Consider the following 16,176-nt stretch of genomic DNA (forward strand, 5'->3'; position numbering starts at 1 on the left):
GAGATTAAGGCTTGACCTATCGATAAAAAAGCGTAAAAAGTGGGTCCAATCTATCGATTAATCAGTTTATTCTGCACTGCAGTTCAAGGCGATCCGCAGTTTGATGATTTGCCGATTGAATTTCGCGGTGACATCGACGCTTTTACCCGCCGGTACGTTCACCCGGCGCACCCGTGGTGCCTCTGGGCCATTGCGGAAGGTCACCTTGCACGCCGCCGGGACCTGCCCATAGTTGTTGAGGGTGATGGCGCCAATGTCATAGGCCGTGTCATAGGCGGTGTAGTCGAGCTTGACCCCGGTCAGCTCCTTCTCCACCTCGATGGGATAAGCCATGGCCCCGAGGGGCAGGCACATCAGTATTGCCGCACAACATTTCTTCATGGGCCGCTCTCCTTGAAAGAGCGCAGCTTAGGACAACAGGAGCGAAAGATGAAAGCGCCGCGCGTAACCCTTGACCAGTGGCGAACCCTGCAAGCAGTGGTCGATCACGGCGGGTTTGCCCAGGCCGCCGAGGCCTTGCACCGCTCGCAGTCATCGGTCAGCTACACCGTGGCCCGCATGCAGGAGCAGCTGGGCGTCCCGCTGTTGCGCATCGATGGCCGCAAGGCGGTGCTGACCGAGGCCGGCAATGTGCTGCTGCGCCGCTCGCGCCACCTGGTCAAGCAGGCCAGCCAGCTCGAAGACCTGGCCCACCACATGGAACAGGGCTGGGAAGCCGAGGTGCGCCTGGTGGTCGATGCCGCCTACCCCAGCGCCCGTCTGGTACGCGCACTGGCTGCGTTCATGCCACAAAGCCGCGGCTGTCGGGTGCGCCTGCGTGAAGAAGTGCTGTCTGGCGTGGAGGAAGTGATGCACGAAGGCATCGCCGACCTGGCCATCAGCAGCTACAGCATCGGCGGCTACCTGGGCGCCGAGTTGAGCGCAGTGGAGTTCATCGCCGTCGCCCACCCCGAACACAGCCTGCACCGCCTGGGACGCGAACTGACCTTCCAGGACCTGGAAAGCCAGCTGCAGGTTGTGATTCGTGACTCCGGGCGCGCCCAACCGCGCGACGTGGGCTGGCTGGGCGCCGAGCAGCGCTGGACCGTCGGCAGCCTGGGCACCGCCGCCACTTTCGTCAGCAGCGGCCTGGGTTTTGCCTGGCTGCCCCGTCACATGATCGAGCGCGAGCTGCGCGAGGGCGTGCTCAAGCCATTGCCGCTGGATCAGGGTGGCAGCCGCCACCCACTGTTCTACCTTTATTCGAGCAAAGAGAAGACCCTGGGCCCGGCCACGCAGATTCTCATCGACCTGCTGCGCAATTTCGACACCGCGCCACTGGACGTGCCCTTCGCAGCCCCCCCACAAGCCTGAGAGGACCGCGCCCATGGCCTATTTCGAACATGAAGGATGCACGCTGCATTACGAGGAATATGGCCAGGGCGAACCCTTGGTGCTGCTGCACGGCCTGGGCTCCAGTTGCCAGGACTGGGAGTTGCAGGTGCCGGTGCTCAGCGGCCACTACCGGGTGATACTCATGGACATCCGCGGCCACGGTCGCTCCGACAAACCCGCTGACGGTTACCAGATCGCCACCTTCAGTGCCGACCTGCTGGCCCTGCTCGAACACTTGCACACAGGCCCGGTGCATTTCGTCGGCCTGTCCATGGGCGGCATGGTCGGCTTCCAGTTTGCCGTCGACCACCCACAATGGTTGCGCAGCCTGTGCATCGTCAACAGCGCCCCCGAGGTCAAGCGTCGCACCCGCAGTGACTGGCTATGGTGGTTCAAACGCTGGAGCCTGGCGCGCGTGCTCAGTGTCGAAACCGTCGGCAAGGGGCTGGCCGAGCGGCTGTTCCCCAAACCACAACAAGCAGACCTGCGGCAGAAGATGGCCCAGCGCTGGGCGCGCAACGACAAACGCGCCTATCTCAAGAGCTTCGACGCCATCGTCGACTGGGGCGTGCAGGAACGCATCGGGCAGATTCACTGTCCTACCCTGGTGATCGCCGCCGACCACGATTACACGCCGATACAACTGAAACAGCGCTATGTCGCCCTCATACCCAACGCCAGGCTGGTTGTCGTCGACGATTCCCGGCACGCTACCCCCCTCGATCAACCCGAGGTCTTCAACCAGACCCTGCTGCAGTTCCTCGCAGCCGCTTCCACCTCTCAAGGATCTTTGAGCCCATGCTGAAAAAACTCCTGCTCACCGCCTGCTCGGTCGCCTTTGCCACCAGTGTCATGGCGTCCGACAAGACCCCGCACGTTCTGCTGGACACCAGCTTCGGCCAAGTCGAAATCGAACTGAACGCCGAGAAGGCGCCTGTCAGCACCAAGAATTTCCTGCAATACGTCGACAGCGGCTTCTACAACAACACCATTTTCCACCGAGTGATCCCGGGCTTCATGGTCCAGGGCGGTGGGTTCACTGACCAGATGGTGCAAAAAGATACCCAGGCCCCGATCAAGAACGAGGCCAGCAACGGCCTGCAGAACACCCGCGGCACCCTGTCGATGGCACGCACGTCCAACCCGAACTCGGCCACCAGCCAGTTCTTCATCAACGTTGCCGACAACGACTTCCTCAACCCAGGTCGCGACGCCGGTTATGCCGTGTTCGGCAAAGTGACAAAAGGCATGGACGTGGTCGATCAGATCGTCAACTCGCCGACCACCATCAAAAAAGGCATGCGCGACGTACCGGCCGATCCGGTCTATATCAAGTCCGCCAAACGTATCGATTGACCGCAGGCTTCACAGGGATGTGAAACCGCCTGAGGGTCGGACGAACAGGAGTGTTGTCGCCCATGCTGTACCGCCGTTTCGAAAGACTGATCGATATTTTCCGCGAGGCACCGAGCGAAGCCCCCCCGAGTACGGTGTGGCCGTTCTACCTGTATTACCTGCGCCAGGTGTGGCCCAGCTTCGTGGCCCTGCTGGTGGTCGGCCTGGTCGCCTCGCTGATCGAGGTGGCGATGTTCAGCTACCTCAGCCGGATCATCGACCTGGCCCAGGGTACGCCCAATGCCAATTTCTTCAGCCAGCACAGCGGCGAGCTGATCTGGATGCTGGTTGTAATTCTGCTGCTGCGGCCATTGTTCTTCGGCCTGCACGACCTGCTGGTGCACCAGACCATCAACCCCGGCATGACCAGCCTGATCCGCTGGCAAAACCATACCTATGTGCTCAAACAGAGCCTGAACTTCTTTCAGAGCGACTTCGCCGGGCGTATTGCCCAGCGCATCATGCAGACCGGCAACTCGCTGCGCGATTCCGCCGTGCAGGCGGTGGACGCGTTATGGCATGTGCTGATCTACGCCATCACCTCGCTGGTGCTGTTCGCCGAGGCCGACTGGCGCCTGATGCTGCCGCTGCTGGCGTGGATCGTCAGCTACATTGCCGCACTGTTCTACTTCGTGCCACGGGTCAAGGAGCGCTCGGTAGTGTCTTCGGACGCACGTTCCAAGCTGATGGGGCGTATCGTCGACGGCTACACCAACATCGCAACGCTGAAGCTGTTTGCCCACACCGACTACGAACAGCAGTACGCGCGTGAGGCAATCCGCGAGCAGACCGAGAAAACCCAGCTGGCCTCCCGGGTGATCACCAGCATGGACGTGGTCATCACCACCCTCAATGGCCTGCTGGTGGTCGCCACCACCGGCCTTGCCCTGTGGCTGTGGAGCCAATCGCTGATCACCGTGGGTGCCATCGCCCTGGCCACTGGCCTGGTGATCCGCATCGTCAACATGTCGGGCTGGATCATGTGGGTGGTCAACGGCATCTTCGAGAACATCGGCATGGTGCAGGACGGCCTGCAGACCATCGCCCAGCCGGTCACCGTCACCGACCTGCCCAATGCGCCGGCCCTGAAGGTCAGCCGCGGCGCGGTGCGTTTCGATGACGTCGACTTCCATTACGGCAAGGCCACCAATGTCATAGAAGGGCTCAACCTGGACATCCGCCCGGGCGAGAAAATCGGTTTGATTGGCCCGTCCGGGGCAGGCAAGTCGACCCTGGTCAACCTGCTGTTGCGCCTGTACGACGTGCAGGGTGGGCGCATCCTCATCGACGGCCAGGACATTGCCAAGGTGAGCCAGGCCAGCCTGCGTGCACAGATCGGCATGATCACCCAGGATACGTCGCTGCTGCACCGTTCGATTCGCGAAAACCTGCTGTACGGCCGCCCCGGTGCCAGCGATGCAGAACTGCACGAAGCTGTGCGCCGCGCGCGGGCTGACGAGTTCATCCCTCAGCTTTCGGATGCCCAGGGCCGCACCGGTTTCGATGCCCATGTGGGCGAACGCGGGGTCAAGCTGTCGGGTGGCCAGCGTCAGCGTATCGCCATTGCACGGGTGCTGCTGAAGAACGCGCCAATCCTGATCATGGACGAGGCCACCTCGGCGCTGGATTCGGAAGTGGAAGCGGCGATCCAGGAAAGCCTGGAGACGCTGATGCAGGGCAAGACGGTAATCGCCATTGCCCACCGGCTTTCCACCATTGCCCGTATGGACCGGCTGGTGGTGCTGGACAAGGGACGAATTGTCGAAAGTGGCAGCCACAGTGAGTTGCTGGAGCAGCAAGGGCTGTATGCCCGGTTGTGGCACCACCAGACCGGAGGTTTTGTCGGGGTCGATTGACACCTGCGCGGCCTTTTCGCGGGTAAACCCGCTCCTACAACGATAGCGAACCTGTGTAGGAGCGGGTTTACCCGCGAAAAGGCCAGCACAGGCAACACAGATCTCTCAGTCCCGGCGGTAGGGCAACATCCCCCGCGCCTCCTCGGCATACCCCTTGACCCCTTCCCGTTCCTGCAGCAGAAAATCCTCCACCGCCCGCCGCAACCCCGGGTGCAGCAGGTAATGCCACGACCGCGTCAACACCGGCTCGAACCCGCGTATCAATTTGTGCTCGCCCTGTGCCCCGGCATCGAAACGCTGGTAACCCTCGGCAATGGCAAAGTCCATGCCCTGGTAGAAACACGTCTCGAAATGCAGCCGGTCGAACTCATCCAGGCAGCCCCAGTAGCGGCCAAACAGGCTGTCGCCCCCCACCAGGCTCAAGGCCATGGCCACATCTCGACCACCCTGGCGAGCCATTACCACGCGCACCGCCTCGGGCATGCGCTCGGCCAGCAGACTGAAAAAATCGCGCGTCAGGTAAGGGGCACGACGGCGCACCGCATAGGTGTTGGCATAGCACAGAAAGACGAAATCCCACTGTGCCTCGTCCAGTTCATCACCGCGGTACCAGCGGAAGTCGATACCCTGCCCCGCCACCTGCTCGCGCTCCTTGCGCATCTGCTTGCGCTTGCGCGAGCTGAGGCTGTCGAGAAAGTCCTGGAAGTCGCGATACCCCCGGTTTTGCCAGTGAAACTGGCAGCCCAGGCGCTCCATCCACCCAGGCAGACCCGCCAACTGGGCGTCCAGCGCCGGGTCGGTGAAGTTGATGTGCGCTCCGGAAAGCCCACCCTTGCCCAGATACTCCGGCAGGGCCTGCAGCATCAACAAACCGTCAGCCGGATCGGCCGCCAGCAGCCGTGGGCCGCTGACCGGACTGAACGGCACAGCGCCAAGCAGTTTTGGGTAGTAGGCGATACCAGCCCGCTCACAAGCATCGGCCCAACCATGATCGAACACATACTCGCCAAACGAGTGCCACTTGCGGTACGCGGGCAACAGCGCTCGTACCTGTCCGTCACGCTCCAGCACCAGGTGCTCGGCGGCCCAGCCAGTGTTGCGCGCCACGCTGCCGCTGTCCTCCATTGCACTGAGAAAAGCATGGCGCAGGAAGGGTTGGCCGGCTGGCACAAGGGCATCCCAGGTGGCCGTCGAAAGATCACGCAGGTGGGCAAGGCTGTACAGGCTGGTCACGTTTTCGGCTCGCTGTCTGAAGACCGTCAGTATCCCCAAGGAAGGCCCGTCGCTCAAATGACGAACGCCGGGTGGGTCCTTCAATACTCAATTACTTAACAACAGTGCCACTAATCAGACATTAATCTGTCATTGGCCCCCGCAATACTTGCGCCTGTTTTCCGGAACCCTAGAACCTGTCTATTCAGGCCCTTTCCGAAGACATGCCAACGCAGGGGCAGGCGCTTGAGCCTCCCCCATTTTTTTCAGTAGGGAGAACCTTATGCGTCTTGTTTCCACACTTACCGGAGTAAGCCTCACCGGCATGATGCTGGCCCTGAGTGCCCCGGCCAGTGCTGCTGTCGACGCCAAGCTGCTCGAAATGCTCCGCGCCAATGGCTCGATCAATCAGGCGCAGTACAACGAACTGCAGGGCGACCTGGCAAAAGAAACCAAGGAAAAGGCCGACCAGAAAGCTCAGTCCGAACGCATGAGCTCCTTTGAACAAAAAGTGGCATGGGCCGCCAAGACCCAGATCAAGGGTGACGTGCGCCTGCGTTACGAAGACGTCAACGTCGACGATCCGAACAGCAGCAGCGGCAACCAGGACCGCCAGCGAGTACGTGCCCGTGTCGGTTTCTACAGCGAGATCAACCCGCAGGTCGACGCTGGGGTCCGTATCGCCACTGGCAGCAGCGCTGACCGACGTTCGACCAACCAGAGCTTCGACAACTACTTCGACAAGAAGTCGCTGTGGGTCGACCTGGCCTACCTCGACTGGCACCCGACTGCAGTCCCAAACCTGCACCTGATTGGCGGCAAGATGCAACAGCCTTGGGTGAGCATGGGCGACATCATCTGGGATAGCGACATCAACCCGGAAGGTGTGGCGGCCACTTACAAGGCTGACCTGGGCGGGGCCGAAGTGTTTGCCAGCGCCGGTCAGTACACCTTGAAGGACAACGTCGATGGTGACGGCGTCCAGTACAAGCACGATGCACAGGTCTACCACGGCCAATTGGGTGCCAAGTTCGCGCCGGCCGACGTGCTCAAGCTCACCGTGGGTGCCAGCATCTATGGTTACGACAACGACAAGGAAGCAGCCATCCTGCAGTCGTTCGGCAACACCACCAACGAGTTCAATCTGGTGGAAGGCTTTGGCCAGATCGACTTCACTGGCTTGGCCATTCCGTTGTCGGCCTATGGCCAGTACGTTAAGAACACCGACAGCACCGACGGCGAAGATCAGGCCTGGCTGGCTGGCCTGAAAACCAAAATGGGTGCCTGGAGCCTGGACTACAACTACCGCGATGTGCAGCGTAACGCGGTGGTCAGCCTGTTCACCGATTCGGACTTCGGCAACGGCTACACCGGTTCGCGTGGTCACAAGTTCAAGGTCGGTTACGAAATCGACAAGAACTTCTCCCTGGGTGCTGCCTACCTGATGGCCAAGACCGACCTGTCGCAGTTGCCGAACAGCAATGCTGACGTCGACACCCTGCAGGTAGATCTGGAAGCCAAGTTCTAAGCGACACCCTGCTCTGCTTCACCTGAAGCGGGAAACGCCGACCCCATCCGGCGTTTCCCGCTTTTTTGCCTGTGTGAAATGCGCCGGCCCCTTCGCGGGCTTGCCCGCTCCCACAGAATCACCACAGACCTTGAGAACTGTGCTGTACCTGTGGGAGCGGGCAAGCCCGCGAAGAGGCCGTAACAGGCGCCTGATGAATCAGCGCTTGCGCAGAATCACACTACCAATCGAATACCCCGCACCAAACGAGCTCAACACGCCCAACGAGCCCTTGGCCAGGTCATCCTGGTACAGGTGGAAGGCAATCACCGACCCCGCCGAGCTGGTATTGGCGTAACGGTCCAGAATAACCGGTGCCTCTTCCTCGGCCACTTCATGCCCCAACAGTTTCTTGACGATCAGCTGGTTCATGCTGAGGTTGGCCTGGTGCAGCCAGAAGCGCTTCACGTCGCCCGGTTGCAACCCGTTCTCCTGCAGGTGCTCACCGATCAGCTCGGCCACCTTCGGGCACACCTCGCGGAACACCTTGCGGCCTTCCTGGATGAACAGCTTGTCCGCAGCGCCTTCGCCCTCTTCCGCCGCACGGTTGAGGAAGCCGAAGTTGTTGCGGATGTTGTTGGAGAACTCGGTCCAAAGCTTGCTGCTGACGATGTCGAACTGGTGCGCCGAAGTGGCCTGGTCGGCACGCTCCAGCAACACGGCGGTGGCGGCATCGCCAAAAATGAAATGGCTGTCACGGTCACGGAAGTTGAGGTGGCCGGTGCACACTTCGGGGTTGACCATCAGCACCGCCCGCGCCTGGCCCAGCGCTACGCTGTTGGCGGCGGTCTGGATACCGAAGGTGGCCGACGAGCAGGCCACGTTCATGTCGAAGGCAAAGCCCTGGACACCCAGTGCCTGTTGCACTTCGATGGCGATGGCCGGGTACGGGCGCTGCAAGTTGGAGCAGGCGACGATCACCCCGTCGACATCGGCCGCCGTTCGGCCTGCGCGCTCCAGGGCCTGGCGGGCAGCGGCCACGGCCATTTCACACAGCACCGACGGTTCATCGTTGCTGCGCTCAGGCAAGCGCGGCTTCATGCGCTGCGGGTCGAGGATACCGGCCTTGTCCATGACAAAGCGGCTCTTGATGCCCGAGGCCTTTTCGATAAACGCCGCGTCGGAGAGCGGCGCCGCCTCGACTTCACCGCGCTCGATGGCGGCAGCGTTGTCCTGGTTGAACTGCTGCGACCAGGCGTTGAAGGAAGCCACCAGCTCTTCGTTGGAAATGCTCTGGGCCGGGGTGTACAGGCCGGTGCCGCTGATCACGACGTTATGCACGGTCGTTCCTCTGGTCAAAGGCCATCGCCACAGGGCGCTGGCTGGAAACATGACAGGTTAATGGCACTTTAGTGCCAATTCAGGGGCATACGTTTACCCCTGCGCGGCGGGCTTATCCGCCAAGGGCCGCAAAGCGGCCCCAAACGCCCCAAAGTTTGCCACAAATAATGGAGGTTAGCCTTCCACCTGACTCCATTGTTTGCTCAATCGCTTGTCAGAAATCGGCACCTTGGTCCCCAACTGCTGGGCAAACAGCGATACGCGATATTCTTCCAGCCACCAGCGGTACACAGTCAGTTGCTCATCGCGCTTGCCTTCCTGGGCATGCTTGTCGGCACGGGCCTTGTACTGCGCCCACAAATTGGCCAGCTCGCCGCTCCACACCCGGTCCTTCTGTACTTGCGAGCCGAGTTTCTCGAGGCGCAACTCAACCGCCTTGAGGTAACGCGGCAACTCCTTGAACCACACCCCAGGCGTTTCGCGTACGAAGCCCGGGTACACCAGGTTGCCTAGCTGCTGCTTGATGTCGTTCAGTGCCACCGCTTGGCTCAGGTCGATCTTGCCCTTGAAGCGTTTCTGCAGACCATGCCACAGCTTCAGCACTTCCAGGGTCTGCCTTGCCAGGCGCTCGGCATGCTCGGCCCAGCTGCCGCGCTTGCGTTCAGCCAGCGCGGCCAAGGCCGCGCCATCACGTGGCAACGGTTGTTCGCCTTCAAGGATGCAACTGTCCAGGCTGGCCAGCAGAATGTCTTCGACCAGCGCCTCGACCCGCCCCATTTCACGGTACAGCAGGCCCAGCTCGGTCAGCCCCGGCAGCTTGCCGCGCAGGAACTTGGCCGGCTCGGCCAGTTGCTGCAGCAACAGCCGTTGCAAGGCGCGGCGGTGCTGAAACTCGGCTTCGGCCTGGGTCGAGAAGCGCCCTTCACGCACAGTGCCGTTGTCTTCCACCAGTGCCGGGTACACGGTCATCGACAGGCCGGCGATCTTCTGCTGGGCGGTCTGCTTCACTTCGCTGAAGGCCTTGGCCTGCACCGGCTGCTCACCCTTGGCGTCACGTGGCACGGCCAGGGCAGCCTGGCTGGCGGCAGCAAAGCGCGCGGTCAGCTCCGCCAGGTCGCGGCCTTCGCCAAGGAACTTGCCCTGGCCATCGACCACTTCGATGTTCATGCGCAGGTGGCCCTCGACCTGGTTGACCGACTCGTCCCAGGCCTCGTCCGACACACGTGCACCGGTCATGCGCAGCAGTTCCTGGCCCAGGGCCTGTGGCAGCGCCCCTTGGCCGAAGGTCATGCGCGCCAGCGAAGCCTTGACGAAGTCTGGCACCGGGACAAAGTTCTTGCGCAGGGCCTTGGGCAGGTTGCGCACCAGCGCCACGCACTTGGCCTCCAGCAGGCCCGGCACCAGCCACTCCAGGCGCTCGCCCGGCAGGCTCGGCAACAGCGGCGCCGGCACCCGCACCGTCACACCATCGCGGGGGTGGCCGGGCTCGAAGTGGTAGCTCAGCGGCAGGCGCAAATCGCCCACCTGCATACTGTCGGGGTACTGTGCGGCGGTCACTTCGCTGGCCTCGCGGGCCAGCACGTCCTCCTCGCGCATGATCAGCAGGTTGGCGTCCTTCTGGCTGCCCATGCGGTACCAACTGTCGAAGGTCGCCGTCTGGTGGATTTCCGCCGGCAGGCGCGCTTCGTAGAAAGCGTACAGCGTTTCTTCGTCAGCCAGAATGTCACGCCGGCGAGCCTTGGCTTCCAGCTCGTCCAGCTCTTCAAGCAGGCGTTTGTTGGCCGCCAGGCACTTGGCCCGCGACTGGATTTCGCCACCCACCAGGCCTTCACGGATAAACAGCTCGCGCGAGGTTGCCGGGTCGATCGGGCCGTAGTGCACCGGCCGACGGCCGACCAGGATCAGCCCGTAGAGCGTGATCTGCTCGTAGGCCACCACCTGCCCGCGCTTCTTCTCCCAGTGCGGCTCGAAATGGTTTTTCTTGATCAGGTGGCCGGCCAGCGGCTCGATCCAGTCCGGCTCGATCTTGGCCACCATGCGCGCATACAGCTTGCTGGTTTCGACCAGCTCGGCAGCCATGACCCACTGCGGGCGCTTGCGCCCCAGGCCCGACGATGGATGCACCCAGAAACGCCGCTGGCGGGCGCCCTGGTAGTCGCCCTCTTCGGTCTTCTGGCCAATCTGGCTGAGCAGCCCGCTGAGGATTGCCTTGTGCATCTTCTGGTAATCGGTCGGTTCCTTGTTCACCGTCAGCTGCAGGTCACGGCAAATCAGCGCCAACTGACGATGAGCATCGCGCCACTCGCGCAGCCGCAAGTAGTTCAGGAACTGCTTGCGGCACCAGTTGCGCAGCGGGTTGGCAGTCAGCGCCTGACGTTGTTCCTCGAAGCCGCGCCACAGGTTGACCAACGCAGCGAAGTCCGAGTCCACGTCCTTCCACTGTGCGTGCGCCTGATCGGCGGCCTGCTGGCGTTCTGGAGGGCGTTCACGCGGGTCCTGCACCGACAGCGCACTGGTGACGATCAGCACTTCCTGCAGGCTGCCCAGGCGCGCGCCTTCAAGCAGCATGCGGCCCAGCCGCGGGTCGATCGGCAAGCGCGCCAGCTGGCGGCCAATTGGCGTCAGCTGGTTCTCGCGGTTAACCGCCGAAAGCTCCTGCAACAGGTTGAAGCCGTCGCTGATGGCTTTGCCATCCGGCGGCTCGATGAACGGGAAGGCATCGATTGCGCCCAGGCGCAGGTGCAACATCTGCAGGATCACCGCCGCCAGGTTGGTGCGCAGAATCTCCGGGTCGGTAAACGCTGGCCGGCTGTTGAAGTCCTCTTCGCTGTAGAGACGCACGCAAATGCCCGGTTCGACCCGGCCGCAACGGCCTTTACGCTGGTTGGCACTGGCCTGTGACACCGCCTCGATCGGCAGGCGCTGGACCTTGGCGCGGTAGCTGTAGCGGCTGATGCGCGCGGTCCCGGTGTCAATCACATAGCGGATGCCAGGCACGGTCAGCGAGGTTTCGGCGACGTTGGTGGCCAGCACCACGCGGCGCCCGGTGTGCGGTTGGAAGATACGCTGCTGCTCAGCCGGCGACAGGCGCGCGTACAGCGGCAAAATCTCGGTATGGCGCAGTTGCGCCTTGCGCAGGATCTCGGCGGCATCACGGATTTCCCGCTCGCCCGGCAGGAAGATCAGCACATCGCCCGGCCCCTTGCCCTCGCTACGCTCGTGCTGCGCCAGCTCGTCGAGGGTGGCAAGGATGGCCTGATCGACGGTGAGGTCGTCCTCGATCTGGTTGCCCTCTTCGTCCTGTTCGCTGGTCAGCGGGCGGTACCAGGTGTCCACCGGGAAGGTGCGCCCGGACACCTCGATGATCGGCGCACCGTCGAAGTGCCTGGAGAAGCGCTCCAGGTCGATGGTGGCCGAGGTGATGATCAGCTTCAGGTCCGGTCGACGATGCAGCAACGTTTTCAGGTAGCCGAGCAGAAAGTCGATGTTCAGGCTGCGCTCGTGCGCTTCGTCGACGATGATCGTGTCGTAGCGTTCAAGGAAGCGGTCGTGCTGGGTTTCGGCCAGGAGGATGCCGTCGGTCATCAGCTTGACCAAGGTATTGGAATCGCTCTGGTCTTCGAAACGCACCTGATAGCCGACCAGCGCGCCCAAGGGCGTGCCCAGCTCTTCGGCGACTCGCGCGGCCACGCTACGCGCTGCGATCCTGCGTGGCTGGGTATGGGCGATCAACCCATGGCTGCCACGGCCAAGTTCCAGGCAGATTTTCGGCAACTGGGTCGTCTTGCCAGAGCCGGTCTCGCCGGCGATCACCAACACCTGGTTTTCGGCCAGGGCCTTCTTGATTTCGTCACGCTTGGCGGCGATGGGCAGGTTGTCGTCGTAGCGTACGGTCGGCACGCTCTGCTGACGCGCGGTGACCTGGGCGCAGGAGGCCTGGACCTTCTCCACCCACTGCGCCAGCTTCGCCTCGTCGGGGCGCTTGCGCAGTTCGTGCAGTTGCCGGCGCAGGCGATGGCGGTCGGCAATCATGGCGTGGTCGAGGTTTTGCAGCAGTTTGTCGATGGCGTGGTCAGTCATGGGGCTTTTTAATGATGCAGGTGAGCCTGCTTTTTCATGATCGGCATTCGGAAAGTCGGGCGATTGTCGCAGATTTGCGGATTCTCTGCTGCTTGCACGCTCACTGTGGGAGCGGCCTTGTGTCGCGATAGGGCCGCAAAGCGGCCCCAGCAATTTCTGAGTGGTCGCTGATGGCCGGGGTCCGCTACGCGGCCCTTTCGCGACGCAAGGCCACTCCACATTGACCGTGATGCTTTCAACACGAATGTTTAGCCAAGTGCGATGTAAAGGTTGCCATTCACTGCTTTAATCAACCTTACGCCGCATGTGAGTATCAAAGGCATGACTCCCGCCCAGCCCATCGCCCCACCGTCGTCCCGCCCTTCGCTGCCGAAGGCCCGGAGCCGTGCCGGGGAAAATCCGCTGGTCCACATCATCCTCGCCTTCTGGGCCTTGTGGCACTGCCGTCACGCGCGCCCACCGGACACCTCGCTCACGCCATTGTGACCAAACCCGGCCACCGTCTGGCCGTTTGACTCAACTGGGCCGCCTGCTTGCGCGGTGGCCCTGCGCGCCTATGAGCGAATTGATCATGCACTTTGCCCCTGTAGAGCAGGCTACCCGTTTTCTGGCCGACAACCCCGATATCGAGCTGTTCGAACTGTTCATCCTCGACGCCAACGGTGTGCCACGCGGCAAGCTGTTGCACCGCGAGGAACTGCTGGCCGTGTACCAGACAGGCCGGCCACTGCCCAGCACCATCCTTGGCCTGACCCTCAATGGCGACGACGTGGAAAACTCCGGCCTGGTGTGGGACGTAGGCGATATCGACTGCCGTGCCTACCCGCTTGACGGCAGCCTGGTGCGGCTGCCCTGGCGACGGGTGCCAACCGCTGCAGTGCAGGTGAGCATGCACCCCAGCGAGGGGCTGCCGGCCAGCATCGCTGACCCACGCCATGTGCTGCTGCGCACCATCGAAGCGTTGAAGGCCGATGGTTACCACCCGGTGATGGCCTGCGAGCTGGAGTTCTACCTGCTTGACCAGCAGCGTGATGCCCAGGGCCGCCCGCAACCGGCACTGGACAACGATGGCGGTCGCCCACGCAGCACCCAGGTCTATGGCCTGCGCGAACTGGAGCAGATCGAACCGTTCCTCGCCGACCTGTACGCTGCCTGCAAGGCCCAGGGCATCCCGGCGCGCACGGCCATTTCCGAGTACGCCCCGGGCCAGGTGGAAATCACCCTGGAGCATGGCGATGCGCTGCAGGCGATGGACCAGGCGGTGCGCTACAAGCGCCTGGTAAAAGGTGTGGCCCATGCCCACGGCATGCAGGCCTGCTTCATGGCCAAGCCATTTGCCCAACTGGCCGGCACCGGCATGCACATGCACCTGAGCCTGGCCGACAGCGCCGGCAACAACCTGTTCGCCAGCGAAGACAAGGCCGGTACCCCGCTGCTGCGCCAGGCCGTGGCCGGCATGCTGCGGCACCTGCGCGACTCGCTGTTGCTGTTCTGCCCCAACGCCAACTCGTACCGACGTTTCCAGGCCAACAGCTATGCGCCCCTGGCGCCAACCTGGGGCGTGGACAACCGCACCGTGAGCCTGCGTGTGCCAGGAGGCCCTGCCAACAGTCGCCATGTGGAGCACCGCATCTGTGGCGCAGATGCCAACCCTTACCTGGCTGCAGCGGCGATCCTTGCTGCCAGCCACCGCGGCATCCGCGAACAGCTTGACCCAGGTGCCCCCGTTGAAGGCAACGGTTACGCTCAGGCCACCGAACACCTGCCCACCGACTGGCTGACCACCCTCGACGCCCTGCAACATTCCGAATGGGCCCGTGAAGCATTGGGCGAAGACTTCCTTGGCGTGTACCTGAAGGTCAAGCGCGCCGAGTACCGCCAGTTCATGGCTGAAGTCAGCGAACAGGACTGGCGCTGGTACCTGCACCAGGCCTGAGCCCCTACAAAACAAGGAACACCCATGAACGCAGCATTGAACAACGGCCCGGCAAAGCGCGCGCCGTCCTATTACAGCGCCACCCTCAACGACCACAGCGAGTACCCGCAACTCAAAGGCACGGTGCAGGTGGATGTGGCGATCATCGGCGGTGGCTTTACGGGCGTGGCCACGGCGGTTGAACTGGCCGAGCGCGGCCTGAAGGTCGCCATCGTCGAAACCAACCGTATCGGCTGGGGCGCCAGCGGTCGCAACGGCGGCCAGGTCACCGGCAGCCTGTCGGGCGACGAGGCCATGCGCTCGCAGATGCGCAACCACTTGGGCGCCGAAGTGGACGATTTCATCTGGCACTTGCGCTGGCGCGGGCACCAGGTGATCGAACAGCGCGTGGCGCGCTATGGCATCGATTGCGACCTCAAGCGTGGCCATCTGCATGCAGCCATGAAGCCTTCGCACATGAACGAACTGCGTGCGTTCGAGGCCGAAGCACAGCGCCGCGGCATGGGCGAGCAGGTGCAACTGCTCGATCGCGCTGCAGTGGCCGAGCATCTGCAAAGCCCGCTTTATCTGGGTGCGTTGAAGAACCTGCGCAACCTGCACCTGCACCCACTCAACCTGTGCCTGGGGGAAGCCCGTGCCGCGCATGGCCTGGGTGCACTGATATTCGAAAATTCCGAAGTGCTGGACATCGTCCATGGCCCGCGCCCGGCGGTGGTTACCGCCCACGGCCGGGTCGAGGCACGCCAGGTGATGTTGGCCGGCGATGTGTATCACAAGCTCGAAAAGCGCCAGCTCAAGGGCAAGATCTTCCCGGCCATGGGCGGTATCGTCACCACCGCGCCGCTGGGTGAGCTGGCCGAGCAGATCAACCCGCAGGACCTGGCGGTGTACGACTGCCGCTTCGTCCTCGACTACTACCGACTGACGGCCGACAAGCGCCTGCTGTTCGGCGGCGGCGCCAACTACTCAGGCAAGGATTCACGCGACATCGAAGGCGAATTGCGCCCCTGCATCGAACGCACCTTCCCGGCATTGAAGGGGGTGCCGATCGAGTTCCAGTGGAGCTGCGCCATGGGCATCGTGGTCAACCGCATCCCGCAGCTGGGCAAGCTGTCGGACAACGTGTGGTACTGCCAGGGTTACTCGGGGCACGGCATTGCCACCAGCCACATCATGGGCGAGATCATGGCCGAAGCGTTGACCGGGACGCTGGAGAAGTTCGACACCTTCGCCCAGTGCAAGCATGTGCGGGTGCCGATGGGAGACTTGCTGGGGAACCCGCTGCTGGCGGCGGGGATGTGGTATTACCAGATGCTCGAGAAGCTGCGCTGAGTTGCGCGGATGTAGGAGCGGGTTTACCCGCGAAAGGGCCGGCCCTGCTGACCGATCTCCACCCGCCATTCACCGTTTTCGCCACTACCGTATTCGCGGGTAAACCCGCGCCTACAGGGGCTCACAATGTCTGAAGACGGCGC

Annotated in this window: 11 protein-coding genes; 7 read left to right on the forward strand and 4 right to left on the reverse strand. The window is 62.7% G+C overall.

All coding sequences use genetic code 11. The features are described 5' to 3' along the window. Window positions 1-66 precede the first annotated feature (66 nt). Window positions 67-381 carry a 3-phosphoglycerate kinase gene (locus ACF8FG_RS01020; protein ID WP_134697928.1) on the reverse strand — a complete coding sequence of 105 codons (315 nt, stop codon included), beginning with the start codon at window positions 379-381 and terminating at the stop codon, window positions 67-69. A 48-nt stretch (window positions 382-429) separates the two neighbouring features. Between ACF8FG_RS01020 and ACF8FG_RS01025 the strand changes: the two genes are divergently transcribed. The 4 genes from ACF8FG_RS01025 (at window position 430) to ACF8FG_RS01040 (ending at window position 4,625) form a co-directional block, all read left to right on the forward strand. After that, the gene (locus ACF8FG_RS01025) at window positions 430-1,353 is read left to right on the forward strand and encodes a LysR family transcriptional regulator (RefSeq protein WP_003254610.1); all 924 of its coding nucleotides are present in this window, start codon (window positions 430-432) and stop codon (window positions 1,351-1,353) included. Between the two features lie 13 nt (window positions 1,354-1,366). After that, entirely contained in the window at window positions 1,367-2,179 is an 813-nt protein-coding gene (locus ACF8FG_RS01030) for an alpha/beta fold hydrolase (protein ID WP_014590064.1), read from the forward strand. Next, window positions 2,173-2,730, forward strand: a complete 558-nt coding sequence (locus tag ACF8FG_RS01035) for a peptidylprolyl isomerase (protein WP_318078912.1) — start codon at window positions 2,173-2,175, stop codon at window positions 2,728-2,730. The genes ACF8FG_RS01030 and ACF8FG_RS01035 overlap by 7 nt, the downstream gene beginning before the upstream one ends. 62 nt (window positions 2,731-2,792) lie before the next feature. Further along, window positions 2,793-4,625: an ABC transporter ATP-binding protein gene (locus tag ACF8FG_RS01040; protein ID WP_020191621.1), complete on the forward strand. Its 1,833-nt coding sequence runs from the start codon at window positions 2,793-2,795 to the stop codon at window positions 4,623-4,625. A gap of 105 nt (window positions 4,626-4,730) precedes the next feature. Here ACF8FG_RS01040 and ACF8FG_RS01045 read toward each other — a convergent pair whose 3' ends face one another. Then, window positions 4,731-5,858, reverse strand: coding sequence for a GNAT family N-acetyltransferase (locus ACF8FG_RS01045; protein WP_019439126.1), 1,128 nt, complete (start codon window positions 5,856-5,858; stop codon window positions 4,731-4,733). Between the two features lie 262 nt (window positions 5,859-6,120). Between ACF8FG_RS01045 and ACF8FG_RS01050 the strand changes: the two genes are divergently transcribed. Further along, entirely contained in the window at window positions 6,121-7,365 is a 1,245-nt protein-coding gene (locus ACF8FG_RS01050; RefSeq protein WP_003254615.1) for a putative porin, read from the forward strand. Window positions 7,366-7,563: 198 nt separating this feature from the next. On the opposite strand, the gene ACF8FG_RS01055 is transcribed toward ACF8FG_RS01050, so the two are convergent. Together ACF8FG_RS01055 and hrpA are read right to left on the reverse strand one after the other, a co-directional pair. Next, entirely contained in the window at window positions 7,564-8,685 is a 1,122-nt protein-coding gene (locus ACF8FG_RS01055; protein ID WP_019436964.1) for a beta-ketoacyl-ACP synthase III, read from the reverse strand. A gap of 174 nt (window positions 8,686-8,859) precedes the next feature. After that, window positions 8,860-12,765 carry an ATP-dependent RNA helicase HrpA gene (gene hrpA / locus ACF8FG_RS01060; RefSeq protein WP_135198877.1) on the reverse strand — a complete coding sequence of 1,302 codons (3,906 nt, stop codon included), beginning with the start codon at window positions 12,763-12,765 and terminating at the stop codon, window positions 8,860-8,862. Between the two features lie 571 nt (window positions 12,766-13,336). On the opposite strand from hrpA, the gene ACF8FG_RS01065 reads away from it, so the two are divergent. After that, window positions 13,337-14,701 (forward strand): glutamine synthetase family protein, encoded by a 1,365-nt coding sequence (locus ACF8FG_RS01065; RefSeq protein WP_003254618.1) that lies wholly within the window; start codon window positions 13,337-13,339, stop codon window positions 14,699-14,701. Between the two features lie 24 nt (window positions 14,702-14,725). Continuing rightward, window positions 14,726-16,033, forward strand: a complete 1,308-nt coding sequence (locus ACF8FG_RS01070) for an FAD-binding oxidoreductase (RefSeq protein WP_014590058.1) — start codon at window positions 14,726-14,728, stop codon at window positions 16,031-16,033. Window positions 16,034-16,176 lie beyond the last annotated feature (143 nt).

The sequence above is a fragment of the Pseudomonas sp. YQ_6 genome (assembly GCF_043103245.1).
Classification (GTDB): Bacteria; Pseudomonadota; Gammaproteobacteria; order Pseudomonadales; family Pseudomonadaceae; genus Aquipseudomonas; species Aquipseudomonas alloputida.